Origin of the sequence: Kaistia sp. MMO-174, from assembly GCF_037147815.1 — a bacterium.
Taxonomy (GTDB): Bacteria; Pseudomonadota; Alphaproteobacteria; order Rhizobiales; family Kaistiaceae; genus Kaistia; species Kaistia nematophila.
In genome coordinates this window covers 289961-316700 of record NZ_JBBCUO010000007.1, presented here as the reverse complement: position 1 = coordinate 316700, position 26740 = coordinate 289961, and the positions used below count along the sequence as shown (strand labels likewise).

The window sequence follows — 26740 nt, the reverse complement described above, 5'->3', positions numbered from 1 at the left end:
CTGCCTCGACCGCCGCGTCGTCACTTGGCCGGGCCGTACCAGATCGGCGAGCTATAGGCGCGCTCGTTCACGGTCATCGGCACGTCATCGGTGAACTTCGCGTCCTTGAAATAGGCCGCGTCATAGGCCGTCCAGCGCGGCGTCGGGATCTCGAGCACCCGGGCATAGTAGAAGGCCTTGAGCGCCGGGTCGAAATCGGGATCGGTCCAGACGGTGATCAGCTCGGGCGCGCCGATCGTGTTTGTGAAGGTCGCCTTCTTCACATCGACCGTGTTGCCGACCGAGGGCAGCTTGCCATCCGCGCCCGGCTTGCGGTCGCCCGACCAGGCCACGTCATAGATCTTTTCCTGCATCTCGCCCGCGGCATCGAGCCAGCCCTTGATGATCTGGATGCGGTCGAGATTGCCCGAGAAGGGGTCCTTCAGCGCCGCGACCAGGAAATTGGGCGCTGCTGCGCCTTCGGGCGCGGGCATCAGGTCGCTGCCCATGGGAACACCCTTGCCGTAGCCGATATTGGCTGGGGTCCGTCCCGCCCCAGCCAGTCAGAAGAAATCGCAGAAATCAGCCATTTTCAAATGTGTGAATCGTAGCAGATCGTAGCAGGCTTTCGTTGCTACGATGGAGCGCGGCAGAAAGTATCAATGCGCTGTGTGAATCCCTCATCATCTGATTATGGACTACGCGCCGGGTGCGTGGTGCGCAGACCACAGATGGCGCTCTTTCGGCGTAGGTTGGGCTATCGTGAATGGCTCAGAGATCGATACGTTTGGGCGCGTTGTGAGGTCGCCGTTTTTGCGGCCAGTTACATCGCTTGATGGACTGCCGCTCAGTTGGCTGCGGGCTAGCCAATTTCTGCCCGTCTCCCAACTCGACGAAACAGCGGATTGGTGTCACTTCGGCAACACCTCTGCCAGCGTCCTGGTCTGACTGCGGAATTGGACCATCAAGACGATCTCACCGAGGGTTGCCCTTGCGTGAGGGTGTTACCCGCGCTTGTGGGTATGCCGCATTTGTGCCATTCACTCGCTGACCGAACCTGTCGTCCCTAGGCAGAAAGTTTTTTGTTGGGCTAGCGATGCCGCAGTTAGGCAAAGTGCAAAATAAGGCTCCTGCGGAGTTTCGGCGACCACACCCAGGTGGCCGGCGCTGGTATGTTGCGGCTGCACAGCCGGGACGCGAAGATTTGGCGCAGCTGCATCTCGGCCGCCAGGGCTTTGTCTCCTGGCTGCCAAGGCAGCGTCGTATGGTACGGCACGCGCGCAAGACAATTGAAAAGTCTGTCGCTTTCTTTCCTGGATATGTTTTCGTTTCGCTGGATGTCGCCACTGAGCGTTGGCGCTCGATTAACTCGACTGTTGGTGGCCGTTCGTTGGTCATGCAGGGTGGGCGACCGATGGCCTGCCCGTCTGGATTGATCGAGGGACTGCAGCTGATGTCGGACGCCTCGGGAGTTGTGAACGAGCAGCCGATGTTGACTGAAGGCAGTCATGTGCGCGTGCTCGTCGGGCCCTTCGCTGAAATGCTCGGAACGCTGACCCGCATCGAGGGGGCAGGGCGCGTTCGAGTGCTTCTGGAGTTGATGCAAAGCCAGATTGCGGTCCAGATGGACGCCCGGGATCTGACGCCTGCGTCTTGATCGCCAGCGCTGGTTCGTTGCGCTGCAGCATTGTTGAATTATTGATAACAAAATCACTTGATTTAATCGCTTTGATAAGTGATCGCTATCGTCAGCTCGCGGGTGTTTCACCCGGGAGTGCGGTAGCTATGCGCTTGCGTCGTGATCTCGATGTGAGCAGCGAAGCGCTCCGCGATGTGTCGCGCACTATGTGTCAAACGTGCACGGAATTCGGCATTCGCGGAGCGGCGAGTTGTCTAAGCTACTCGGCACGGCGGCCGGAAGGTTTTGGCGATAGCCAATCGGATCTTTTAGGGGGACATTCTTGGGATCTGGACCATGCAAAATCGCGGTAAGAGGACTCGACCATGTCGGTGTACCACTAGTCTTTGGGTTTGGAACCAGGCCCTCACCAAGGACAATTCGGTGATCTGCGACCTCGTCAAGGGCGATCCTAGATCGATGGCGGATGGGGCGTTCTGATGAAAGTCCTGGTTACCGGTAGCGCTGGCTCTATCGGTTTTCACGTCGCCAGGCGCCTTCTGGAGCGTGGCGACGATGTCGTCGGCTTCGATGTCGTGAATGACTACGACGATCCCGAACTAAAAGAGACGCGGCTGCGGAAGCTGCAGGAGACGAGCGGGCAGACCAATTCGGGCTTCCACTTCGTCCGCGCCAATCTGGCGGATGGGACGGCGGTCAGTCGCTGTTTCAGCGACCACAGGGTTGACCGGGTGATCCACCTCGCCGCTCAGGCTGGCGTTCGCTATAGCCTCGAAAATCCGCACGCTTATGTCGAAAGCAATATCGTCGGCTTCACCAATATCCTCGAAGCGTGCAGGCAAGCGAATGTCACGCATCTGACCTACGCCAGCACTTCCAGCGTCTATGGCGCCAATACGGACATGCCGTTCTCGGAGAGCAAGGGCGTCGACCATCCGCTGCAGTTCTACGCGGCTACGAAGCGCGCCAATGAGCTGATGGCGCATTCCTACATTCATTTGTTCCGGCTCCCGACAACAGGGCTGCGCTTTTTTACCGTTTATGGCCCTTGGGGCCGGCCGGATATGGCGCTTTTCCTGTTTACCAAGAGCATTCTCGCCGGCGAGCCGATCCGCCTCTTCAACAATGGCAACCACACGCGCGATTTCACCTATGTGGGCGATATCGTCGAGGGCGTCATCCGCGCCAGCGACCAGCCTGCCGCACCTAGCCCCGCCTGGAATAGCGACGCGCCCGATCCCGCCACCAGCAATGCCCCGTATCGGATCTTCAACATCGGCAACAATGATCCGGTAAAGCTCACCGAATATGTCGGCGCATTGGAGGAGGCGCTCGGCCTCAAGGCGACCATCGAGCTGCTGCCGCTGCAGCCGGGCGACGTGCCGGACACCTTTGCCGATGTCTCGGCGCTTCAGGCCGCCGTCGGGTACAAGCCAGCGACCCCTGTCCGCGACGGCGTCCGCGCCTTTGTCGACTGGTATCTTTCCTACTACGAGGGTGACCCACGCCCGTGAAGTCCCGTTCCATGATCGGTTCGTTGCGTGAGATATTCGCGCATGTTTCGCCGCAGCGTCGCCGCCAGCTCGTGCCGGTGCTCGCGCTGATGCTCGCCGGCGCCCTGGCCGAGCTTGTATCGATAGGCGCCATCCTCCCCTTCCTGGCGCTCGTCGCCGATCCGCAGAAGGCGATGGCCGTCGGTCCCTTGCGCAGCGTGCTGGAAAGCTTCGGGCTCGACACACCGATGCGCGTCGTCACGGCCGCGGCAATCCTGTTCGCGCTCTCTGCCATCCTCGCCGGCGCCGTGCGTCTTCTGTTGGTCTGGGTCAGCCAGCGCTATGTCTTCGGCATCGCCAAGGAGCTCGGCGTTGCCGTCTATAGCCGCACCCTGCACCAGCCCTATGCCTATCATACCGGCCAGAACAGCAGCGAGACCCTGGCCGCGCTCAACAAGGCGCAGCTGGTCAGCACGCAGTTGCTCGTGCCGCTGATGCAGGCGGCGAGCGCAGCGGTTATCGCGATCTTCATCCTCGCCGGCCTGCTGTTCATCGATCCGGTCGTGGCGCTCGGCTCGGGCCTCGGCTTCGGCGCGATCTACCTGCTGGTGATCGTGACGACGCGGCGTGTGATGCGGCGCAACGGCCGGATCGTCGCCAAGGCTCAGGGCGAGCGGCTGCAAGCAGCGGGCGAGGGGCTTGGCGGCATCCGCGATGTGCTGCTCGATCGCTCGCAGGACGTATTCATTGGGCGCTTCGAGGAAGTCGAGGCCCGGCTTCGCGCGGCGCAGGCGACAAACAACTTCATTGCCCAGACGCCGCGCTTTATCGTTGAGGGGCTGGGCGTGGTGCTGATCGCCGGTTTGGCGCTGCTGCTCAGTCTTCGCGATGGGGGCCTCATCGCCGCGATCCCGCTGCTCGGTGCGCTGGCGCTCGGTGCGCAGCGACTGGTGCCGCTGATGCAGCAGATCTATGCGGGCTGGAGCGCCTCGCTCACCAACGGCGCCATGCTGTACGACATTCTCGACATTCTACGTCTCCCCAATGCGCCGCAGTTCGCGCTCCCTCGCAGCCGCGATAGACAGCCTTTCTCGCAGGCTATCGTGCTGGAGAATGTCGCCTTCCGCTATCCCTCCGCCGATCGGCCGGCGCTGGAGACTGTCAGCCTCACCATCCAGAAGGGGGCGCGTGTAGGGATCATCGGCAAGACGGGCAGCGGCAAGTCGACCCTCATGGACTTAGTCCTCGGGCTGCTATCGCCCAGCCAAGGGCGCATCCTCGTCGACGGCGTGGAACTTACCGATGCCGACCGCGCCGCCTGGCAGGAGCAGATCGCCCATGTGCCGCAGGCGATCTACTTGGCCGATGCGACGATCGCCGAAAACATCGCCTTCGGCGTGCCGAAGCACGAGATCGACCGCATCCGCGTCGAGAGCGCAGCCCGCCAGGCCGAGTTGACGGATGTCATCCAGCGCCTGCCCCAAGGATATGACACCTTTGTCGGCGAACGCGGCATCCGCCTCTCCGGCGGCCAACGCCAGCGCATCGGCATTGCCCGGGCGCTATACAAGCAGGCAACCGTGCTGGTATTCGACGAGGCGACGAGCGCACTCGACAACGATACAGAGGCGGCAATCGTGCAGGGCATCGGCGCCCTGTCGCGTGATCTGACAATCCTCATGGTAGCGCACCGTCTGTCTACCCTTTCGCGATGCGACGCGATCATCGAGCTCGAGGCTGGTCAACTGGTGTCCCCTTCGAACTCTGTCGTCCTGTTCGCGCGATGAGCCAGTCATGCTCAGTCGTTTTCATCGGCAGCGAGAAGTCCGTCTTTGTCGGGAGAACCGCGGACGAACTTCGGAAACGCGACGTTCTGGTTTCGGTCATAGACCCGTATGGCGATTCCGAGGTTGGTCAGGGGAGTCTGGCCCGCAGTCTTGTAGGCGCCGTTGGAAATGCCATCCGCCTGAAGCGGAAGCTGCTGGCCTTGCCGCGCCATGACGCGGTGATCATTCACTCACTCGGGCGAGGACTGCTGTTCCAAATCCATCTCGCGCGCGGCGCAGCCACCAGAGTGATTGGCCTCGCTTATGGAAGCGACATCTTGCGGCGCAATCGCCGCTACGACCCCTTGCTGGGGGCGGGCCTGAAGCGGTTGACTGTCGTCGCGGCCACAAACTCGAACGTGATCGAGGAAATCGAGAGGGCGTTCGTGGGTCTGGCGAATCGGCGCGTGCTGCGTTTCGGCCTGCCCGTATTGGAAGCGATCGATGGGCTGGAAGATCCGGACCAAGATGTAGCCGGCTTTCGACGGGCAGCGGGCTTGCCAGCCGGCAAGACCATTGTTTCCTTGGGCTACAGCGCGGCGCCGGGCCAACGCCAGCTGGATCTGGTCAACTTTTTCGGAGCGAGGCACGCGGTTCTGCAGCACCTCGCCTTCGTCGTTCCTGTTCAGTACGGCAGCCGGGATATGCCCGCTAAGGTGATCTCTGCCTGCGATGGATACAATTCTTTGGCTGGTCGGATATTTTTCATTCCGATCACCGAGTTTTACGATTCACACCAATCGGCTCTGCTTCGGATGTCGACCGACATTCTTATCAATCACTCGATATCCGATGCCTTCAGCGGCACGGTGCAGGAGGTTCTATACTGCGGGAACTGTGTTCTCGCCGCCGATGTCCTGCCATATGGCGACATGCCGGGGAGCGAGGCCGGCATATTGAGCTATGATCGGCTGGAGACAGCGCTTCCCTGGTTGGAACCGCAGCATATTGTGGCCTGGAAGGGGCGGGCGGCGGCGCGTCTGGCCGAGACCAAACGGGAAATCGCCGCGACCAGTTCGTGGGATGCGGTAATCCAGGACTGGATTGGTTTGATCTCAGGCGATCAACCTGCCGCCGACTTGGGCTGATTCCGGAGTGGTCCAGATATCCGTCATCATCCCGACCTATCGGCGCCCGGTTCTGCTGCGGCGCGCGATCGCCTCCGTGCTCAGTCAAGATTTCACGGATATCGAAGTGATCGTCGTCAATGACGATCCCGATCTGGCTCCGGATGTGCTCTCCCACGATCCGCGCGTAAGAATCCTTCAGAATGCGCGTAGCAAGGGCGCCTGTGGCGCGCGAAACACCGGGATCTTCGCAGCCTCGGGACGCTGGGTGACTGGACTAGATGACGACGATCAGTTCCAGCCTGGGCGCCTCACAAGCCTGTTGCAAGCCTATGGGCCGGGTACGAGTTTCGTCTCCTCGAATATCGCTATCGACGATGGCAGGACCGTCAGCACGTATTTTGGCTGCGCCAGAACAATCGGATTCCAGGATTTGCTCTGGGGCAATTGCGTGGGGTCGCAGGTCCTGACCGAACGGAGCAAGCTGCTCGACGTCGGCGGCTTCGACGAAGGGCTCGAGTCGGGGCAGGACTGGGATCTCTGGCTGCGGCTTACGAAGCGATGGGGTGTCGGACGGCGCATTGGGGAGGCTCTCTACCTGCAGCATGTCGAGCACGGTGGCGTTCGGATCAGCACGGGGCCGAGGCGTTTGCAGGGACTTCATGACCTCTATCGCAAATTCGAGCCGGAAATGAACGCGTCTCAGAGATTGTGGAACCGGATCCAACTCCGACGCTTCGCCGGTAAGGCCTGGATCGGGCTATTTCTGGTTTCGATCGCCGACATGCGTTGCGCCAATCACTATAAGAACATGTTGTTAAAGCGTTGGTAGTGGGCACCCTGACCTCGACTGGCCTTAGCTTGCCGTTGCGGCGGCTTGCCGATGCTACGCGCACAGATGTTCTGTTTCTAGCAGCCTACATATTGATCAAGCCGGTCTATCTGTGGAGCTCCGGCCTTCCACAAATTTCGGACCTGGTTCTGCTGCTCTACTTGCCGTTTGTTGTTATGCGCATCCTGCCGGGCTTCAAGTATTTTCAGCCGCTTTTATATTTCGTTGTCTGGTCTATGGTGGTCAATGCGCTGTGGTTTGGCTACAGCTATGACGATACCTTTATTCTTCCTGTATTTTACATTGCGTATAATGCAATCGTGTTTCTGTTCTTCTTTTTTGTTGCCAGCCAGGGGCCGGCCGAGCGGCGCCTCCTGTCCGTCGCGCTGGCGGTATCGCTGGTCCTGCAATTGGGCTACGCTCTCGCCGTGGGCGGCGACAGTCGCCAGTCAGGTTCGTTCAACGATCCCAACCAGCTCTGCTACTGGGTTGCCCTGACATGCGGCATGTTTCTCATCTGCCGCGATGCTTGCCGGCGGCTGGGGCTCTTGGATGTGGCGATCCTTCTGGCGTCGATCTTTCTCGGGGTCCTGAGCGTCTCACGGAGCGGCCTGGCGTCGATCCTGCTGGTGACAGCGCCGGTGCTTTTCTGCTGGGCCAATCGCAACAAGCTGGTTGCGATGATGCTCCTGGTGGTTCTGATCGGCTTGACGGTGCTGTTCATGAACGATCTCACCGCCATGCTGGCCAGGATGAGTTCGCTGGACCTGATCCGCAGCCGCACTGACGCGATGCGGCAGGGGGGTGGGGCGACCGAATGGGAAGTTCGCGGCTATGCCCGCATGGTCGAGTATTGGCACTATATGCTGATCGGCGCAGGCGAGGGCGGCTACAGGCGGTTCACGATGGCGGATATCGCGCTCGAAGTTCACTCGACTTTCGGCGGTGTGCTGTTCAACTTTGGAATCGTCGGGCTGTCCTTGGTCCTGTATTTCCTTGGCAAGATTTATGCCAGTGCCGAGACGCAGTATCGAGCCATGCTGCTGGCGCCGATCATCTACGGCTTTTTCCAGAACGGTTTTCGCTTTTCGTTCTTCTGGGGCTTCCTCGCCGTTCTCGCAGCGTCGGGACCCAAGGGTATGGCCAGAAGTCGGGTCATTCGCACCCGCGCAAAACCGGGCTGGCAGGTCCCCATGAGCACCGGCCGAACCTTTCCTTGATCCGCGATCCCGTGCCGGCCACCGTCCTGTTCGTCTTCAATTTCGCGGATTCGATCTTCGATTTCCGCGGAAACCTGATCGAGACCTGCGTCGACCGCGGGTATCGCGTCGTCGTACTCGCCCCCGATATCTCGGGCAATGTGCTGGTGCGGCTTCAGGCATTGGGCATTATTGTCCGGGATTTGCCGATGCAACGGACGGGGCTCAATCCTTGGCGAGACGCGCGGACGTTCTTCGCCATACGTGCCATGGTTCGCCAGACCAGGGCGGACGTTGTGCTGCTCTATACGATCAAGCCGATCATCTGGGGCTCGATCGCCAGTTGGACAGCAGGCGTACGCCGGATCCTTCCGGTGGTCACTGGTCTTGGCTATGCCTTCACGGGTGGGCAAGGCCGGCGCCGGAAGCTGGCAGGCACGGTCGCAGCCTGGCTTTACCGCCTCGCATTGCCTTGTGCATCGACCATTCTGTTTCTCAATCCGGATGATCGGGAGCTTTTCTGGCGGCGCGGGCTGCTTTCCGGCAAGGCGAGGACGGTGGTTTTGAACGGCGAGGGCATCGACCTTGCTGAGTTCGCCGTCCGGTTTCTCCCGCAGCGCGTGTCCTTCCTGATGATCGCGCGGCTGCTTGGCGACAAGGGCATTCGCGAGTTCGGCGCGGCGGCGCGGATCCTCAAGGCGCGCCATCCCGATACGCCGATCCGGCTCGTCGGCTATCTCGATCAATCGCCGGACTCGATCACCCAGGCTGAGCTTGATGAAATCATTGCTTCCGGCGTCGAGTTCATCGGCAGGCTTGACGATGTGCGGCCGGCGATCGCGGAAAGCAGTGTCTATGTCTTGCCTTCCTACCGGGAAGGGACGCCGCGCTCGACGCTGGAGGCGATGGCGATGGGGCGGGCGGTCGTGACCACCGACGCGCCGGGTTGTCGCGAGACGGTGGTCGAGGGCGTCAACGGCTACCTCGTGCCGCCGCGCGACGCGGTCGCACTCGCCGCTGCAATGGAAAAGTTCATCCTGGACCCAGGTCTCGCGGCGCGCATGGGGGCGGAATCGCGGCGCATCGCGGAGGAGAAATATGACGTGAACCTCGTCAATGCGGAGATCATGCGCCATGCAGGCCTCTAGGCAGAGCGCAGGCGCGCCGACGTGTTGAAGCGCGGTCTCGATATCGTTGCGGCGCTGGTAGCGTTGCTTCTTCTCGCGCCCGTGCTTCTGGTGATCGGATGTCTTGTCCGTCAGAAGCTGGGCAGTCCAATTCTGTTTCGTCAGGTGCGCCCCGGCCGCGAGGGACGTCCGTTTCGGATGCTGAAGTTCCGCACCATGCTCGATGCGACCGACGCGCGGGGCCGGCCTCTGCCGGATCCGGAGCGGCTTACATCGTTCGGGCGGCTGCTGCGCTCGACCAGCCTCGATGAATTGCCGGAACTCTGGAACGTGCTGAAGGGCGATATGAGCCTGGTCGGGCCGCGACCGCTGCTGATGGAATATCTGCCGCTCTATTCGCCAGAGCAGGCGCGGCGTCACGAGGTTCGTCCTGGCATTACCGGCTGGGCGCAGGTGAATGGCCGCAATTCATTGAGTTGGGAGGAGAAGTTCGCGCTCGACGTCTGGTATGTCGACAATCGCAGCCTTTGGCTCGATGTGAAGATCCTCTGGATGACCGTGGCCAAGGTGGTCCGGCGCGACGGCATCAGCGCCGCGGGCGAGGCAACCATGGCTCCGTTCGAGGGGCGGCGATGAGCGGGCTCCAGACAAAGGGGCGCCTGCTCCTGCTGGGAGCCGGAGGGCATGGGCGCGTCGTCGCGGATATTGCCGAGGCGAGCGGCTGGCAGGACGTGTCCTTCCTGGACGATCGCTGGCCGCAACTCGCACAGAACCTCGCCTGGTCCGTGATCGGGAAAGTCGACGAGGGGATCGAGAGCCTCGGCGGGGCAGCGGCATTCGTGACGATCGGCGACAACCGGTCTCGACTTCGTCTTCTCCGCCGGCTCATGGCGACAGGGGCGACGATTCCGGTGCTGGTGCATCCGTCCGCGGTTGTCAGTCGCCACGCAGTGCTCGGGGCCGGATCGGTCGTCATGCCCAATGCGGTGGTGAACGCGGGGGCGGTCATTGGCGATGGCGTGATCGTGAACACGGGGGCGACCATCGACCATGACTGCCGATTGGCGGACGGGGTTCACGTTTCGCCGGGAGCCCATCTGGCGGGCGGAGTCTCGGTCGGTGAGGCGAGTTGGGTCGGCATTGGCGCCGCCGTTCGCGAGAGTATCCGGATCGGAGCCGGGGTGATGATCGGCGCAGGTGCTGCCGTCGTCTCGGATATCCCGGATCTGCAGATTGCAACAGGCGTTCCCGCGCGCGGGCGCAGCAGGAGCTAAGGCGTGCTCAATACATCCTTTTCCCCTTGGCCCTCCTTCTCCGACGAGGAGGGGGACCTCGTCCGCGGCGTGCTCCTTTCCAACCGGGTCAACTATTGGACCGGCGAGCATGGCCGAAAGTTTGAGCAGGAGTTCGCGGCCTGGTGCGGCAGCCAATATGCCGTGGTGGTCGCCAACGGCACGGTTGCGATCGACCTAGCCTGGATCGCGCTCGGCATCAAGCCCGGCGATGAGATCGTCGTGACGTCGAGGACGTTTCTGGCTTCGGCTTCGTCGATCGTCAATGCCGGCGCCGTTCCTGTCTTCGCCGACGTGGATCCCGACAGCCAGAACATAACCGCCGAGACGGTCGAGCGCGTGCTGAGCCCTCGCACCAAAGCTATTCTTGCCGTGCATCTGGCGGGATGGCCTTGCGAGATGGACGGGTTGCGGGAACTGGCGACGGCGCGTGGGCTCTATCTGGTGGAGGACTGCGCCCAGGCCCATGGAGCGCACTATCAGGGCAAGTCGGTCGGTTCGCTGGGAGACATCGCGGCCTGGTCCTTCTGCCAGGACAAGATCATGACCACCGCCGGCGAGGGCGGCATGGTGACCACTGACAATCCCGAGTGGTGGTCGCGCATGTGGTCCTACAAGGATCATGGAAAGTCATGGGAGGCCGTCTATCAGCGCCAGCACGCGCCGGGTTTCCGTTGGCTTCACGAGAGTTTCGGCACGAATTGGCGGCTTCCCGAGATCCAGTCCGCGATCGGCCGGTTCCAGTTGAAGCAGATGGATGGCTGGCGCGCCGCGCGGACGCGGAACGCGGAAGCGATCCTGAGCGCCGCGCGATCATCGGCAGTGTTTCGGGTGCCCGTCCTGCCCAACCATGTCGAGCATGGCTGGTACAAGTGCTACGCTTTCCTTCGCCCCGAGAGTCTGAAGTCGGACTGGTCAAGGGACCGCATCATCTCCGAGATCGTTGCGCGCGGCGTGCCCTGCTATTCCGGGTCGTGCTCGGAGATCTATCGCGAGAAGGCGTTTGATGGAACTGGTTGGCGTCCGGCTCAGCCCCTTCCGGTTGCGCACGGCCTTGGCGAAACCAGCCTCATGTTTCTTGTTCATCCGACCCTGACGTCGGATGAGATTGAAAAGACGCAATCTGTGATTGCCGAGGTCGGCGCGTTGGCGCTGCGCTAGGGCGCTCCTGGCACCAATAGTCTGCGGGTAGGCGGTTTTCCGAGCCTGCCTGGATCTAAACTGAACAGTCATTTCCGATGGGGAAAGACTGCTCCGCAGGATGTCGATCTGTCCGGAAGTATCTTCCAATATTGATCTAGCGCGAGCGCATCGCTCCAGTCCAAGGTAAAAAGCAATCCAGCTATATGGATCACTCGCATGGCATCGTCTTTTGTGCCAGAGGTCGAATAGTGTCTCGAATACAAGCATTGCATCCCCTTGATTTTCTACATGAGCGAGCACGTGGCCTGTCTCGCCCACAAAAGCAATTGATCATTGCTGCGATGGACCTGGTCCTCATCGGCGTTTCGCTATGGGCGGCGTCCGCTGTTCGGCTGGGCGGGGTTTGGCCGGATGAAGTGTGGGGGCAGGGGTGGCCGCTGCTGGTGGTGCTGCCGCCGATCGGCGTCACGCTGTTCCATGGACTGGGCCTCTACCGGTTCGTTCTGCGCTCGCTGGGACGGCATGACGTCATCCGGATCGCGCAGGCTTGTTTCCTGCTGTCGCTGATCCTGGCGGCGTTCGGCTTCTTCGACTTCGAGTTGTTCCTACCCCGCTCGACACCAATCATCTTCGCGTTGTTGCTGGCCTTCCTGATGGTAGTCGGTCGGGGCGCGGCCAGAAGCTACTATCAGTTGCTCCGTGAGCGCGGCTTCCAGAAGCGACCTGTTATTGTCTACGGAGCAGGGGAGAGCGGTATGCAGCTCGTCGCCGCGCTCAATGCTGGACGCGAGTTCCGGCCCGTCGCCTTTCTTGATGACGACAAGGGCCTGCAGGGGCGGTTCATAGCTGGGCGACGCGTTCATGCGCCGGGCGATGTCGAGGCCCTTTCGAAAAAGTTTGCCGCGTCCGACGTGTTTCTTGCCCTGCCGTCCGTGTCGCGGGCACGGCGCAAGGAGATAGTAAGCTTTCTGTCGCAGCACCCTGTCCGGGTCCAGACCATCCCTTCGATGGTTGAACTGGCGGCTGGCTTCGAGAACATCGACCGGCTGCGCGAAGTGGGCATCCATGAGTTGCTCAATCGCGATGCGGTCGACCCAATGAGCGCGCTGTTTTCCTCGGTTCGCGGCAAATCCGTGCTGGTCACGGGCGCCGGAGGATCGATCGGCTCGGAACTGTGCCGGCAGATCCTGGCGATGCAGCCGTCGCGAATCGTGCTGTTCGAGATTTCCGAGCCTGCGCTCTACTCGATCGAAATCGAACTGCGCGAGTTGGCTGCGGAACTAGATGTCGAACTCATTGCGACTCTGGGGTCCGTCTGCGACGAGGCCCGACTCTATCAAGTCATGCTGACCCATGAGGTCGAGACGATCTATCACGCGGCGGCGTACAAGCACGTTCCATTGGTCGAAGCTAACCCGCTGGAGGGCATCCGCAACAATATCTTTGGGACGAGGGCAATCGCTCGAGTCGCCGCAGCTTGCCGTATCGACAGGGTGATCCTGGTCTCGACGGACAAGGCGGTCCGGCCAACCAGCGTCATGGGCGCGACCAAGCGGATGGCGGAGATGGTGCTTCAGCACGCACAGGCGCAATCCGCTCAGACAGTCTATTGCATGGTGCGATTCGGAAATGTCATGGGGTCTTCCGGCTCGGTGATTCCGCTCTTCCAGAAGCAGATCGCTGCGGGGGGCCCTGTTACGGTGACGCATCCTGAGGTCATCCGCTACTTTATGACCATTCCGGAGGCGGCCCAATTGGTCGTGCAGGCCGGCAGTTTGGGCAAGGGCGGCGACGTGTTCCTCCTCGATATGGGAGAGCCTGTTGCGATTCTCGATCTGGCCAGGCGCATGATTCATTTGTCCGGGCTCGAGGTCAAAGACGCTGCGACACCGCATGGTGACATCGAGATCGCCTTCACGGGGTTGCGGCCCGGCGAGAAGCTGTTCGAGGAACTGCTGGTCTCTGGTGATGTGCTTTCAACGTCACACCCCAAAATAATGCGCTCGTTGGACGGTGCGGCGGATTTTGGCGATCTGGACGAGGTGCTCTCGGAGCTGGAGAACGCTGTTCTCAATCACGATGTTCAGTCTGCACTACGCGTGTTGCAGCGCACCGTCGAGGGGTTCATTTCAGAATATGCTCCGCCTAACCTGCCAGATAATCTTGTTGGAGCTGATGTCATCGACCTGAGTATTTCCAGTTCTCGTGCCATTATTCCGGATAGTGCTTTAGCGGGAGCTGATTATAGATCGGATTTGCGGTCTTCCTAAATGATTATCTTGGGGTATATCTGGTTGTCTTCTTGCGATCTTCATCGTTGCTCGCGGTTTAGCGCCAAAGTTGTACTCCGCATTGTGCGGCCGCTCTTGATTTGCACGGGTGGCGTCGTTAAGGTGACGTTGACTGCGCTGGCGTGCGATAAGCTAGCCATACTGTTGAGAGGATGCCGATGTCTGCAGCAAGGCTTTTCGCCACTGGTGTGATCGCTATGGCGGCAATTTCGGGGATGTCGGTGTCTGGTGCACAGGCGCTTTCTGCCGGTGAGTGCGGCTGCTTTGCTGAATCGGCGTCTCACGCGGCGGTTCTCACGTCGGCGGCCGGGCGGGTTGTGGTTTCCGGAAGTGCTGCGCCTCGGATTGGTGTCTCGGGTCAGAAGCTGTCTGTCGGCGAGCGAGTCGCTGCCGGTGCGAATAGCGAGGCTAAGGTGTCTCTCGGTTCGTGCCGCCTGGCGGTGAGTTCCGGGCAGGAGCTGCTCGTTCAGCGGGTTGATGGCGGTATTTGTGCCTTCGTGCCGGGTTCTCCGGCCTCGGGAATGGCTGCAAAGGCAAGCATTCCGACCGTGCCGTTGATTATCGGCGGAACGGCCATTGTGGCCGGTGCCGTTGCCCTTGCGGTTTCTTCCGGCGATGATTCTCCCGCCAGCCCCTGATAGTCGTTGGATCTGACGAGATTATTTTGTATCTGGTCGGTGTGACGGTGGGCGTGAGTCTCGACTGGCCGGGGCTTTGCCTGTGATTGATCTTCATACTCATATTCTTCCGTCATGCGATGACGGCTCGTCAGATGTCGCGACTTCTATCGCTATGGCGCGTATGGCTGTGGCCGATGGCGTTCGCGTCATGGCATGTACGCCGCACATCATGCCGGGCCTCTATCACAACGACGGTGAGGGCATCTCGCGCAGGACTATGGCTCTGCAGTCGGTTCTCGATGAGGCCGGTGTGGAGCTGCGCCTTGTGACTGGGGCGGACATCCATGTCGTTCCGGATCTGGTGCAGAAACTGGCGACGGGTTTTGCCCCGACGTTGGCTGGCTCCCGCTATTTCCTTCTGGAGCCGCCGCATCACGTGCTGCCACCTCGATTTCCCGAGTTTGTGCAGAGTTTGATCGCAGCTGGCTATACGCCCATTCTGACCCATCCAGAGCGGCTGACTTGGATCCAGGCGCATTACGGCGTCCTGGAGCGGGTGAATGCGATGGGCGTTCTGCTCCAGATTACGGCGGGTTCCTTGACGGGGAACTTTGGTGCTTCGGCACGGAAGTTGGCGGAACGAATGCTCGGAGAGGGGCGCGTCGATCTTTTTGCAAGTGATGCGCACAATCTGAAGGGGCGGCCGCCAATTCTGTCCAAGGCGTTTTTGGCGGTTGAGGCTTCCTTCGGACGGGAAGAAGCGAGCCGGATGTTCGTCGAGACACCTGCGCGCATTCTTGCCAACGAGCTTGTTGAGCCTGTCGGTCGGTCGAATGCGGCGAGTGGAGCGACGCAAAAGCGGGCGAGCGGTGTGGGGCGGCTGTTTGGCAATTCGATTCGACGAATATTGGGGGGCGGGCGCAATGATGGCTAAGCCGCGACTGCGTCACTACGGAGCCCTTGCGGCGGTCGCGTGGTTGGCTGGCTGCACCGTGGGCGGGACCGATTCACCGCAGGCCCGCCTGACGACTCCTGTCACATCCTCGCCTGCGGCAGTCTCGACCGGTGGTGCCGCTGGTGCCTTGCGCCAGGTTCCTGAGCTGCCGGCGCCGCCTGCTACGGTTGGAGGAACCGAGCAACCCGTTGCCGTGGGCGACACTCTGGACATCTCGGTCTTCCAAGTGCCGGATCTTTCGCGTCCGGCCCAGGTGGACAGCACCGGGCGGATTACCTTGCCGCTTGTCGGCACCTTGCCGGTGGCTGGAAAGCCGTTGCGCGCCGTGGAGGCGGAAATCACCCGTGCCTATGGCACGAACTATCTTCAGAACCCTCAGATCACAGTTTCGGTTAAGGACTCGGTTTCGCAACGGGTCACCGTTGACGGAGAGGTGGTTCGGTCCGGTGTCTACCCGTTGCCGCAGACAGCGTCGTTGCTGGACGCGATTGCGCTTGGAGGCGGACTCAGCAAGATCGCGGACGCCAACAAAGTCTATGTCTATCGCGACATCAATGGCCAGAAGCTGGTCGCTAACTACAACGTGGCGGATATACGCGCCGGACAGCGCAGCGATCCACGGCTCTACGGCGGGGATGTCGTCGTTGTCTTTAGTTCCGGAAGCAAGATCGCCATGCAGAACCTGAAGGAAGCCCTCGGCGTGGCGACGCCGATTGCGCGTCTTGCGATTCCGTAGAACCATGCAGCGAGATTTGACGAGACGGGGCCACATCGATGGATGACCGGCGTAACGCGGTCCTGGACCGCGACGGGGTTGCGAGCCTTCCTGCGACGGAATTCTACAACGGCCCGGGATATGGTCCACGGCTTTATGGCTATCCGGAAGCGGAGGAACCGGCTGGCTTCGATCCGCTGCGCCTGCTGTTCTATGTGGTTGAGTATCGCTGGCTGATCGCCATCCTGCTCGCTGTTGGTCTGGTGTCCGGTCTGACCATCACGATGATGCAGACGCCGAAATACCAAGCGACGGCTCGTTTAGAGGTCCAGATTCCGTCGGCGCGCGTGTTCCAGGATATGGAGCTTGTTTCGGAATCCTCTGATATCCGGGCCTTCCTGACGGCGCGGGAGCGCCTCAAAAGCCGTGCCCTCGCGCAGCGCGTCGTTCTCGGCCTGGGTCTGTCGGAACGTGTCGGTTTCCTTTTTCCGGCACCGGATTTCGCGATCGGCAATATCTTCCGCCGCGCCTTTGGCGGCGGAGCCTCAGAAGCGCTCGACGATTATACGCCGGAAGAACGGGAAGAGATCGCCATTCGCCGGGTCGTAGACAACCTCACGGTCGATCTGGTCACCAATACTAGCCTGCTCTCGATCAACTATCGCGATCAGGATCGGCGAACGGCGCAGGAGATCGCCAACCAGGTTGCGCAGAGCTATATCGACCAGCGCGTCGACCAGACAGGCGCGACCTCAGAGTTGGCGCGCCAGTTTATCCAGGACCAGGTCGGGCAGGTAAAGACTAAGCTTCAGGCGTCCGAACAGGAACTGGTGGATTACGCCAAGGAAGCCGGCATTACCGTGACCGGCGCGGAAGGGTCGCTGATCGAGAGCAGCATGCAGGCGATCAACGCCTCGCTGTCCAAAGCGGTCGAGGAGCGTCTGAACCAGGAACGTCTCGTCCAGCAGATTGATGCCGGCAGGGGCGCGAGCCTGGAGCAGGTGCTTGTCAGCGAGGGTTTGCAGAAGCTGCGTGGCGAAATTGCCGCGCGAAGCGCCGAATACCAGCAGAAGCTTGGAACATTCAAGCCCGGTTTCCCGGAAATGGTGCAGTTGCAGGCGCAGATCCGAGAATTGCGCAAGCAGTATGATGACGGCGTGGCTATCATCACGGATGGCGTGCGCCTGAAGCTGGACGATGCCGTTTCACGCGAAGCGGACTTGAAGAAGAAGCTGGCCGAGATGCAGGCCGAACAGGCGGCGTATCAGGACAAGAACATTCGCTACACCATTCTGAAACGCGAGGTCGATTCCAATCGGGCGCAGTATCAAAGCTTGATTGGCAAGCTGAATGAAGCAGGTGTCGCCTCGGAACTGCGCCAGCAGAACGCTGTAATTGTCGATCTTGCGCCGCTGCCACGTTCGCCGGTGTCGCCGCGGCTGTCGATCAATCTGGCGATTGCGATCATGCTGTTCGCCGCGCTGGCGGCAGCAATTATCTACGTGTTGGAACTGCTCAACAACACCTTCGTCAATCCCGATCAGGTCGAGAAGGAACTGCAGCTACCCGTCATGGGGGTGCTGCCTGAGGTGGACACAGAGCTTCTTGCCGCGAGCATCGCGGATCCCACGTCTGGCCTGTCAGAGGCTTACCGTAGCCTGCGGACCGCCATTCAGTTTTCCGGCGCGGATGGAGCACCGAAGACCCTGGTGGTCACATCGTCCGACCCCTCCGAGGGGAAGTCGACCACTGTCTTTAAGCTGGCCAAGGACTTTGGCGTGCTGGGCCAGAAGGTGTTGGTCATCGACGGCGATCTGCGCAAGCCGAACGTCCATCGCCAGTTCAGCATCGACAACACGCTGGGCCTGAGCAACCTGCTGACCAACACCGTGCGCGCCGAGGATCTGCCCGGCGTCGTGCGCCAGACCAAGGAAGAGAACGTCTGGGCCATCACCTCCGGGACAATCCCCCCCAACCCGGCGGATCTGCTTTCTTCGCAACGCATGGCCCAGTTGATTGAGCGGATGTCGCAGCGCTTCGATCTGGTGCTTATCGATGCGCCGCCCGTCGTCGGCTTGTCGGACGCGCCTATCCTGTCACGGCTTGCACACGGCACCCTGCTGGTTGTCTGCGCCAACAAGGTAACGCGCAAGTCGGCCAAGAATGCGCTCAAGCGGTTGAAGTCTGCCGGCGCCCAAGTCGTTGGCGCCGCGCTTTCAAGGTTTAGCGTCGGCAAGTTCGACTATAGCTACGCTTATCGCTACATGAATTATCACTATTACAACTATGGCGGCGAGACGCCGAAGTTGGAGGGGCAGAGTGGCGACGGCAAGCCTGAAACGCAACAGCCGGCTACTCGGCATCGCAGTCTGGTCAACCGCGGCCGCGCTATGCTTGCTCGTCTTGGGCGACGGCTTAAGCCGGTCGGTTGAGACTTCTGCACCACAATCCGCTCTGCGGCTGAATCCCTGGAATGCCGATGCGCGTGTCGCGTCGGTCTCCAACGCTCTCAACGCACAGGGGTCGTCGTCTCCCGATCTAGCGGAAGTTGCCGACGACGCCAGACGTGGCCTCTGGCTGGCGCCGGTCGATGCGCGCTTCCGTTCCCTGCTTGGCGAGGTGCGCCGGCGGCAGGGCGACCGTGTGGCGGCTCAGCAGCTCTTCATTGAAGCTCAGACGGTCTCGCCGACCGAGTTGCACGCCCTTGGACAGTTGATCCTGGCTGCGGGCGAGCGCGGTGATGTTTCCGAAGCGGTGCGCCTACTAGACGTTTTGCTGCGGCGCTGGCCCGACGAACTCAAGACCATAGAGCCGGCGCTACCGAGCCTGCTCGCTAGCGCGGAAGGGCAACAGGCTGTGCTCAATGTTTTGCAGCACGCTCCGCCCTGGCGCAGTCGCTTCGTGGCGGCGCTGGCGCGAAACGACGCTGGCCTTCCTTCGGCCTCGCAACTTATTCTCGACCTCGCCGAGTCCGCAGCTCCACCGACGTCTGGTGAAATCAGTACGGTAGTCAACGGCTTCCTACGCGCCAAGCGCTACGACGATGCGCATCGGCTATTCCTGCTGACCCTGTCAGAAGCCGATTTCGGCCGCGCTGGCCTGGTGCATAATGGCCGTTTTGATGCCGCGGCCAGCCCATCTCCGTTCAATTGGCAGTTTGCCTCAACCTCGGCAGCGGAGGTGCGGCTCGATGGTGCGCCGCCTTTTGCGGGTGCCGGAGTGCGGTTTCTCAACAAACCCGCGCGCGACATCCGTCTTCGCCAGACCGTGTTGCTCGGGCCGGGCCGCTACCGTTTGGCCGTAGAAACCTCAGGCGGTAGCCTGGTCGCGCCGCGCGGGCTCTATTGGTCTGTTCGTTGTCTCGCGCCAAGCCGCGAAATCGTCCGCATTGATGTGCCCCCGGGCACCTACCGTGATCGTTTGATTTCGACCGAGTTCGAGGTCGACGACTGCGCGGCACAGAGTGTCGAACTGCGGTCCGGCCTCGTCGCGGATAGCTGGGTCTATCGCTACTCCGGCCGCGTCACCTTCCATAGCCTGGGCATCGAGAGAATTGACCGTGCAGCGTCTGGCTACTGAGTGGCGCAAATATGCGTTGGGCACCGTGATGGTGCTGGCGATGATGCTTGGCGGCGGTGCCGCCTCGGGCCTCTGGACGGATTCGGTTCTCGAGGCGATCATCCTGTTGGTGTCGGCAAGCGTTTTGGCCGATCCGAATGGCGAGCCGATCGACCGGCGCCTGTTCTGGCTGGTGGCGGCTGTTGCCTGCGCCGTACTGCTACAATTGATTCCGTTGCCGGCTCTGCTGTCTGAGGCTGTCCGGCCTCTGCTCCTGAGGCGTGCCACCGAGGGCGGCATTGCTTTCTCACCGATCAGCACCGATCTGGGACGAACGCTCGGTTGCCTGCTCTACGTCTCCGCCCTTACGTCGCTTTTTCTCGCCATGCTCCGTATCAGGGGTGAGTGCCTGCATGGCCTTCTGCCCTTCTTTCTGACTGGTGTAGCGCTCAATCTGGTGGTGGCAGCCATCCAGTATGGCGCCTCGTCGCGGGTCGAGATCGCGACGGCGCTACCCTTCACGGTGACCGCCGGCGTCTTTGCCAACCGCAATCACCTTGCTTCGCTGCTCTACGCGTCGCTACCTTTCCTGATCTACCTGGCAACCTTCCGCGGCAAGGGCGTCATCGCGGGCATTTCCATGCTTTGCGTTTTGCTGATCCTGCTTGCTGCGGGCTCGCGCGCGGGAGCTCTTATCGGTGTCGCGGTCATGGTGCTGTCTACCCTGTTCCTCAGCCTGCGCTCGCGGGTGGGTCTTGGTGCGATCGCCGGGTTGGTGGCTAGTCTCGGCGTCTATGCGATGGGTTCCTGGACCTTGCTTGAGAACAGAGGTATCGAGGACCTGAGCCGCATGCAAATGGCACGCACCACGCTCGAAGGGATCGTTGACAACTGGTTGTTGGGGGTCGGCTTCGGGACGTTCGCTCGCGCCTATCCGATCTACCAGGACACGTCGGAAATCGTCCGGAACTACGTGAACCATGCCCACAACGATTTCCTGGAGCTGATTTTCGAGGGAGGTCTTCTCTCCGTCATCCTGCTGCTCGCCTACCTCGCCCTTGTCGTATGGCAGGTTGCCTCGGTCCGCTACAACTTGTTCCAGAAGGCCGCCGCGCTGAGCATTCTTTTCATTCTGGTGCATTCGGCGGTCGACTACCCCCTTAGAACGCTGGCAGTCGCGGTGCCGTTTATCTACTTCAACGCACTGCTATTCCACCTTGGCATCCGTCCCAAGGACCGCAAATCGGTTCGTCGCGTCAGGGTTCGTCATAATGGTCGGGAAATCCAAGTCCCAATCGAGGCACCGCAATAGGCATTCGGCGCTTTCACGAAACCGAGCGGCAAGGTAACTATGGGGGCTCGTCCCTTCGACCTGCGGCAGGGCAAGTGCCAAGAGCGCTGTACAAGGCGCGTAAGCGATTTACGCAAGGGAATTTCGTCCACTATGTTTGCAGTTCTAGTAAATTGTTTCGTATAGCGGAATAATATAGAGGTGTATGTGGATATGTGAGCCGTTTTTTAGGGGAGGCAAGTGATGTGGCGATAAGTATCAGGGTCTCACGGCGAGATGGACCAATAGTTGACGTATGCGCGCCGGGGTTAGGGGGGCGGGGGCGATGTGGATCGAGGGATGAGTAAGTACGATGCATTGCGGGATTTTCTCGCGGAGCAGGTCCAAGGATGCATCAAGCTAAGCCTTGATGAGATCAATCTTATCGTGTCACTCCCCAATTCGGCGCGACGTTACGCCTCTTGGTGGGCCAACGAGGATCCAGAGGCCACTGGTCACGTCCAGTGCAAAGCATGGCTGGCGGCAGGCTATGAGGCCAAGCCGAATTTGCAGGCCGGGGCCGTGCAGTTCAGCAAATTCAGGCTCAGAGTTCCACTCACTCGGCCGTGATGGTGTTTCATCATGAAAAGGACCCTAAGCTCTGGTTCGGTTTGCTCGAATAGCTTCGGAGTTCCGCTAGGTGGAACTTGGTTTCGGAAGTGGCCGTCGATGGTTAGGTGAAGAAATTCTCGCCGATGCGATGACCGTGGCTCTGCCGGCTCGAAGCGGCCGAGTTCCCTGAAGTCAATATGGATCGGTTCGCCCGGCGCGCACATTGATGGCCGGGCATCGGTTCGGCGAGCGCCAGGGCTGCGATGCGAGGAGCCCTGGGCAACGCTGCGTCCGGTTGATCGTGGCCGGTGAAACGCTGAAATCGCGGACGATCTGCTAGCCAGTGAAGCGCTGCCGGCGCAGCCCTCTTGCGGCGGCATCGGACGATAACGGCTATGGGTCCGCAGTGATCGGTCCCGCAGCCCAGCGACGCCTTCGGCCTCGAAGAGGGATAGGCATTTGCGCATGGCCTTGCCAGACCGTGGTCGCAGGGGCGCCAGCGGACACCGCCAGGCCAGATGCCAGCTGCAACAGCTCCCGCTCTCGATCCTTCCTCTGAAGGCTTGAAGCGTTGCAGCTCAATCTTCCTTGGGGGGGGCGGATGAACAACCTAATTGTGGGTCACCGCTCAGTCGCGCCGGTTGCGCCTACCGAGCGCCTCCTCCCAGGCCAGCGCCGTCGCAACGCATTGGTCGAGATCGTCATGCATGGGCGTCCAGCCAAGCGTGATGCGCGCACGTGTCGAATTTGCGACCACGGCGGGAACATCGCCGGCGCGACGACCGCGCTCGATGACCGGAAAATCCCGGCCCGAGACGCGCCGGACAGCCGCCAGCACCTCGCGCACCGAATAGCCGTGGCCATAGCCGCAATTGGCGACCAGACTGTCGCCGCCGGCGCGCAGATAGGCGAGCGCATCGGCATGGGCGTTGGCGAGGTCGGCGACGTGGATGTAGTCGCGCACGCAGGTGCCGTCCGGCGTGTCGTAGTCCGTGCCGTAGAGCTCGATCCCGTCGCGCTTGCCGAGCGCCGTCTCGCAGGCGACCTTGATCAGGTGGGTCGCGCCCCTGGTCGACTGGCCCGTGCGGCCACGCGGATCGGCGCCGGCGACGTTGAAATAGCGCAGCGCCACATAGCGGAAATCATGCGCCCGCGCCGCGTCCTGCAGCATCATCTCGGTCATCAGCTTGGACCGGCCATAAGGCGATTGCGGCACGGTCGCCGCCGATTCCAGCACCGGATCGGTGCCGGTGTCGCCATAGACGGCGGCGGTCGAGGAGAAGATGAAGTGGCGCACGCCCGCGCGGATCACCGCCGCCATCAGCGCGCGGGATTTGACGGTGTTGTTCAGATAGTAGCCGAGCGGATCGGCGACCGAATCCGGCACGACGATCGAACCGGCGAAGTGGATCACCGCGTCGATCGCGTGTTCGGCGACCAAGCGCTCGACCAGCGCCTCGTCGGCGATGTCGCCCTCGACGAAGACGGCTTCCGGCGCCACGGCCCATTGAAAGCCGGTGGACAGGCGGTCGAGTACGACCACCGCCTCACCAGCGTCAACAAGACGCCACACCATATGGCTACCGATATAGCCGGCTCCGCCAGTCACCAAGACAGCCACTTCAAAACTCCAAGCAGATTCGGGAGATAGATAAGGGTGAGTGCGGAGCACTTAGCACGCTCTTCTTCTGATCAACAAGTTGGGAACCATTTAGCCAAAACTGATCAATCCAACGGGTTAGGCATCGCGATTCTAGTGGGTAAACTCAAAACCCGTTCCTGCACCAGCGCGGTGACCATCTGCCGGGGACGTAGTCCTGCGCGTTCCCTGTCCAGGAGGCGACGCTGGATCTTTTTCTCAAGCGTCTATAGGTGAAGTTGGCATTCGAGGCGGCGGAGCCCGTCCCGTCCTCTATCTTCCGGGGCATTGCTAAGTTTGCCATGGCATCCGATGCTCCTTTGAGCATCGGATGCCGCCAGGCCACTTCGACGTGTTCACCTTCTCGCCCGCGCTTTGGTGGCGCTGGCGGCCGATATCAGTGACAATGTCTATTATAGCCGTAAGCGTGTGCTTAAGCCTCGGTGCGAGTCGCAACGTTTGGGCCCGAGTATCCTGCCGATAGAAAGGTGCGAAACGCGGTCTTCACCAGCGGACTGTGGAATCCTGCCTTCTGAGCGCATGAAGCCGTCCACACTTAATCAAAGTGGAGTCGTGCTTGATGCCTCACAGCCCTTCACCGCATCCCACTGGGTGATGCAGTTGCCTTCCGCGGCGGATCTCTGCCGAGTGGAGTGGCGAGATCGGTAGCATAGCCTCCCGCCAACAGTGCTCGTGAGGGCTCGAAATCCTATTCGGCTCGCTTTTAGGGCGTTGGCTTGGCCTGCGGCTTGGCCCACCTTGATCTTGCACTTGTCCCGAGACCTCCGGAGACCGCCCAAGCTGAGCGGACAACGCTGTAGGCTGGGGCTACCATCGGATAGTCGGCCGGCAGATTCCATTTCTCGCGATACTGGTCAGGCGTCATCCCATAGGCGCTTCGAAGATGCTTTTTTAGTGTCCTGAAGCCCCTGCCATTCTCCAGGCAGTAGATAAGCTCTGGGGTGACCGAATCTGCAATCGGGAGGGCGGGTACTGGCGCCGAGGATGTATATTCACTGACGACCCGGCTTGAAGTTGGAGCCCGGAGACCGCGCTTCAAAGCTCGAAGGGCAGCATGGACATCCCCGATCAAGGCAGGTAGGGCCTTTGTGCTGAGGCTGTTGTAGGATACAAAGCTAGCAACAACGTCGGCGGTTAAAGCAAGCAGCGACTCGTCGTCGTGATCGATAGCTTTGTTCATTATATCCCCCAGCAGTGAGCTCGTTCTGTCTATCGCAGCGGGCTAAGTCTTGTCGTTCAATATCTGAGTGGCCCCGTCAAAAAGTGTCTTTCACGGGGGCTGCTTGGGCAGCATACGCTGATTGCCCAAGCGACAGTCGGGGGGGGGGGGGGACATTAGGGGGGGGCGCTACGCATCGGCGGAGTGCTGATGTCGGAACCGGGAGCCCTTAACGCGGCAGATCTTAGTGCCGAGGCGAGATGAATGCGAGCGAGCGACTGTGTTGAATTGCAGGGTATCAAGTCGCTCTTTAAGGTGGATTCTGGCGCGACTTCCGTGGCTCACCCCAGAGAGGGCATGGTCTCCGGCCGGATTTGGGCCCAAGCGACTGTTCTGTCTTAGGAAATCGTCACCGCTGGCACATGCTCTCCTACCACCTTAACGTTCTCAGGGTTTCGAGCTTGGCTGTGACTGCCGCCCTGGTAGCTCCCAGGACGGCTCAAATCCAACTTACAAGGAGAGCCGGGGAGGCCGCTTGTCACTGACTGCGCTCCGCGAGTTCACCTGCGTGTGCCCATGCTGCTCCTTGGGATTGAGCGCTGGGCAGCAATCGCATCCTTGCAACGGCTCTGATCAGCCTGCACCCCACTCGTCGTATCAGCCTGCTAGAACCCGGATCCTCCGGTGCATTGTTGCGGTGATTTCCGGCACGCTGCCGCCGTAGATCTCCCGCAAGGCTGCCAGCCAGCCGCGCTCTGCTTCTGTCTCTTGAGCCGTACCGAAAGTTTCTTCCAGTTGGCTGAAAAACTCTTCATTGAACCATGTCCGAAGCGCAAGGATGAAGAGCTGATTGCGGTCGCAGTCAAGAATTTCTGCGAGAGGCTTGATCATATCCAAGGGCACTTTGCGCTCTCCTCTGATAAAGGCGTAGATCATGTCTGAGGTTTTGAAACCGCATAGGAGTGCAATTTCCTGGTAGCTATAGCAGGACCTATTTGCATGTTCTTCAATATATCGCGCGATAGGTGTCTGTTGTGCAGGAGTCATATTGTTTTCTCAAATATCACTACGTCTATAATGTAGTTAATATGTTAGTGGGTTGCTTTTGGGTTCGCTCGTTCAGTGAGAGATCCGGATTTCGATCTACATGCGGATCTAGAAGCGAGGTGCCCGGATATCGTTTGATGGGGTTGGGCTATGGAGTTGGCCTTCTGCGCCAAATCGCTAGCATCGCTTGGATCCGCGGCCCCACTAGGGTGCGAGCATCTGTCCGATCGATTCCTTCCAGAAGCAGCCTATCGTAGTCTGTCATGTGGTGGCGAAGGTAGTTCTGCATCATGATGCCGACCTCCCTGCCTATGGTGGGGCCCTTCCGTCTTTTGCGGGCGATCTCGGCGGCGAAGAACTCGACCGCAAATTCAGGGCAGCCCGGGTGATGAGCTCTTATGTGCTCCGCTACGGACAGTTTGGTGAATTTGGGCATCTCGTGGCTCCTCGTTGAAGAGTGAGCTCACAAATAGTCAGATCCAACCTGATGTAAGCAAATGCTTACTCGATAGCGTCTTGGGGATAAGGGCTTGGCAGCTCAGGCTCCCCTCGATCGTAGAGGGCCGGTATATCGTCCGTACCTTGAGTTGTTACTGCTGGTCGAGGAGGATGTGAGCTCCAGTTGTCACTTGGATAGCTGCCGCGAGAGCTTCACATGCCTTGCGGGAGGCGTTCAGGGCGGTGGGGGGCAAATAGGCAGCCTCGGAGCGTCGCTCAGTCGAAAGTGTGAGGGGCCGGAGGGCGGCATGCTCCCTAGAGGGCGAGATGCGGCGGCTGAGCGCCGCATCTCTGATGGCCTTTCGAGTTCAGGTGAAGGCGAGGGGCTCGATCATCTTGCCGAGGGTGCGGCGGATGTCGTCCACCTCTGACTTGTTTTCCGGACCGTCGTTCATCATTTCCAGATGGAACCGCAGCCGGTCGAGAACCGCGATCGCCGCGTTGCGGTTTCCGCGGAGCAGGCGCTGTTCGTCGGTCAATTCATCCCAGTCGTCGTAGTCTACCAGGATGGTTCCATTCCCATCTCGATCGATTGAGCAGCCATTCGCGTCGCAATGGCTATAGTGGGAGGCCACCTTTCGGTGAAACGCTGCCTTCTCCGGGTTGCCCTTTTCAAGGTCCCTTGCGAGGATTTCAAAGAATTCGCGGATCGGCAATGTCAGGCCCGACAAGCCAGTCTCTTTTTCAATCGCTTCCGGGTAAGGGAAGGCGTAGCAATCCGCGTTGCGGTGGGGTGTCAAAACATTCGCCATGTCAGT

Annotated in this window: 23 protein-coding genes and 1 pseudogene; 18 read left to right on the top strand and 6 right to left on the bottom strand. The window is 60.6% G+C overall.

What is annotated here, in order from left to right; all coding sequences use genetic code 11:
* Positions 1-20 precede the first annotated feature (20 nt).
* Positions 21-527, bottom strand: a pseudogene (locus tag WFK98_RS24985) (DUF3604 domain-containing protein); the annotation flags it as partial.
* 548 nt (positions 528-1075) lie between these two features.
* On the opposite strand from WFK98_RS24985, the gene WFK98_RS24980 reads away from it, so the two are divergent.
* The 18 genes from WFK98_RS24980 to WFK98_RS24895 all read left to right on the top strand — a co-directional run bounded on the left by WFK98_RS24980 (position 1076) and on the right by WFK98_RS24895 (position 21636).
* The gene (locus tag WFK98_RS24980) at positions 1076-1636 is read left to right on the top strand and encodes a transcription termination/antitermination NusG family protein (protein ID WP_336802193.1); all 561 of its coding nucleotides are present in this window, start codon (positions 1076-1078) and stop codon (positions 1634-1636) included.
* Positions 1637-2097: 461 nt separating this feature from the next.
* A complete protein-coding gene (locus tag WFK98_RS24975) occupies positions 2098-3132 on the top strand; it encodes an NAD-dependent epimerase (RefSeq protein WP_336802192.1) in 1035 nt (344 codons plus the stop codon).
* 23 nt (positions 3133-3155) lie between these two features.
* A complete protein-coding gene (locus WFK98_RS24970) occupies positions 3156-4898 on the top strand; it encodes an ABC transporter ATP-binding protein (protein ID WP_336802191.1) in 1743 nt (580 codons plus the stop codon).
* Complete coding sequence (locus WFK98_RS24965; protein WP_336802190.1) at positions 4895-6025, top strand: hypothetical protein; 1131 nt, start codon at positions 4895-4897, stop codon at positions 6023-6025. Before WFK98_RS24970 ends, WFK98_RS24965 begins: the two co-directional genes overlap by 4 nt.
* Before the next feature lie 7 nt (positions 6026-6032).
* Positions 6033-6836 carry a glycosyltransferase gene (locus WFK98_RS24960; protein WP_336802189.1) on the top strand — a complete coding sequence of 268 codons (804 nt, stop codon included), beginning with the start codon at positions 6033-6035 and terminating at the stop codon, positions 6834-6836.
* Positions 6836-8056, top strand: coding sequence for a hypothetical protein (locus tag WFK98_RS24955; protein WP_336802188.1), 1221 nt, complete (start codon positions 6836-6838; stop codon positions 8054-8056). The genes WFK98_RS24960 and WFK98_RS24955 overlap by 1 nt, the downstream gene beginning before the upstream one ends.
* Entirely contained in the window at positions 8053-9183 is a 1131-nt protein-coding gene (locus WFK98_RS24950) for a glycosyltransferase family 4 protein (protein WP_336802187.1), read from the top strand. The genes WFK98_RS24955 and WFK98_RS24950 overlap by 4 nt, the downstream gene beginning before the upstream one ends.
* 24 nt (positions 9184-9207) lie before the next feature.
* Positions 9208-9798, top strand: coding sequence for a sugar transferase (locus WFK98_RS24945; RefSeq protein WP_336802186.1), 591 nt, complete (start codon positions 9208-9210; stop codon positions 9796-9798).
* Complete coding sequence (locus WFK98_RS24940; RefSeq protein ID WP_336802185.1) at positions 9795-10436, top strand: acetyltransferase; 642 nt, start codon at positions 9795-9797, stop codon at positions 10434-10436. Before WFK98_RS24945 ends, WFK98_RS24940 begins: the two co-directional genes overlap by 4 nt.
* Positions 10437-10439: 3 nt before the next feature.
* Positions 10440-11615: a DegT/DnrJ/EryC1/StrS family aminotransferase gene (locus WFK98_RS24935; RefSeq protein ID WP_336802184.1), complete on the top strand. Its 1176-nt coding sequence runs from the start codon at positions 10440-10442 to the stop codon at positions 11613-11615.
* Positions 11616-11938: 323 nt separating this feature from the next.
* Complete coding sequence (locus WFK98_RS24930) at positions 11939-13867, top strand: polysaccharide biosynthesis protein (RefSeq protein WP_336802183.1); 1929 nt, start codon at positions 11939-11941, stop codon at positions 13865-13867.
* A gap of 179 nt (positions 13868-14046) precedes the next feature.
* Positions 14047-14526, top strand: a complete 480-nt coding sequence (locus tag WFK98_RS24925) for a hypothetical protein (protein ID WP_336802182.1) — start codon at positions 14047-14049, stop codon at positions 14524-14526.
* Between the two features lie 82 nt (positions 14527-14608).
* Positions 14609-15442: a tyrosine-protein phosphatase gene (locus WFK98_RS24920; RefSeq protein WP_336802181.1), complete on the top strand. Its 834-nt coding sequence runs from the start codon at positions 14609-14611 to the stop codon at positions 15440-15442.
* On the top strand, positions 15432-16199 hold the full coding sequence (locus WFK98_RS24915) for a polysaccharide biosynthesis/export family protein (RefSeq protein ID WP_336802180.1): 768 nt from the start codon (positions 15432-15434) through the stop codon (positions 16197-16199). The genes WFK98_RS24920 and WFK98_RS24915 overlap by 11 nt, the downstream gene beginning before the upstream one ends.
* A 38-nt stretch (positions 16200-16237) precedes the next feature.
* Positions 16238-18610 (top strand): GumC family protein, encoded by a 2373-nt coding sequence (locus WFK98_RS24910; RefSeq protein ID WP_336802179.1) that lies wholly within the window; start codon positions 16238-16240, stop codon positions 18608-18610.
* Complete coding sequence (locus tag WFK98_RS24905; protein ID WP_336802178.1) at positions 18498-19757, top strand: tetratricopeptide repeat protein; 1260 nt, start codon at positions 18498-18500, stop codon at positions 19755-19757. The genes WFK98_RS24910 and WFK98_RS24905 overlap by 113 nt, the downstream gene beginning before the upstream one ends.
* Entirely contained in the window at positions 19738-21048 is a 1311-nt protein-coding gene (locus WFK98_RS24900; RefSeq protein WP_336802177.1) for an O-antigen ligase family protein, read from the top strand. The genes WFK98_RS24905 and WFK98_RS24900 overlap by 20 nt, the downstream gene beginning before the upstream one ends.
* A gap of 318 nt (positions 21049-21366) precedes the next feature.
* On the top strand, positions 21367-21636 hold the full coding sequence (locus WFK98_RS24895; RefSeq protein WP_336802176.1) for a DUF7662 domain-containing protein: 270 nt from the start codon (positions 21367-21369) through the stop codon (positions 21634-21636).
* A gap of 610 nt (positions 21637-22246) precedes the next feature.
* Here WFK98_RS24895 and galE read toward each other — a convergent pair.
* The 5 genes from galE to WFK98_RS24870 form a co-directional block, all read right to left on the bottom strand.
* Positions 22247-23239 (bottom strand): UDP-glucose 4-epimerase GalE, encoded by a 993-nt coding sequence (gene galE, locus WFK98_RS24890; RefSeq protein WP_336802175.1) that lies wholly within the window; start codon positions 23237-23239, stop codon positions 22247-22249.
* Positions 23240-23981: 742 nt separating this feature from the next.
* Positions 23982-24458 carry a MucR family transcriptional regulator gene (locus tag WFK98_RS24885; RefSeq protein WP_336802174.1) on the bottom strand — a complete coding sequence of 159 codons (477 nt, stop codon included), beginning with the start codon at positions 24456-24458 and terminating at the stop codon, positions 23982-23984.
* Between the two features lie 636 nt (positions 24459-25094).
* Positions 25095-25334 carry a hypothetical protein gene (locus WFK98_RS24880; protein ID WP_336802173.1) on the bottom strand — a complete coding sequence of 80 codons (240 nt, stop codon included), beginning with the start codon at positions 25332-25334 and terminating at the stop codon, positions 25095-25097.
* Between the two features lie 298 nt (positions 25335-25632).
* Complete coding sequence (locus tag WFK98_RS24875) at positions 25633-25920, bottom strand: DUF2293 domain-containing protein (protein WP_336802172.1); 288 nt, start codon at positions 25918-25920, stop codon at positions 25633-25635.
* A 370-nt stretch (positions 25921-26290) separates the two neighbouring features.
* Positions 26291-26734, bottom strand: a complete 444-nt coding sequence (locus WFK98_RS24870) for a hypothetical protein (protein WP_336802171.1) — start codon at positions 26732-26734, stop codon at positions 26291-26293.
* Between the last annotated feature and the right edge of the window lie 6 nt (positions 26735-26740).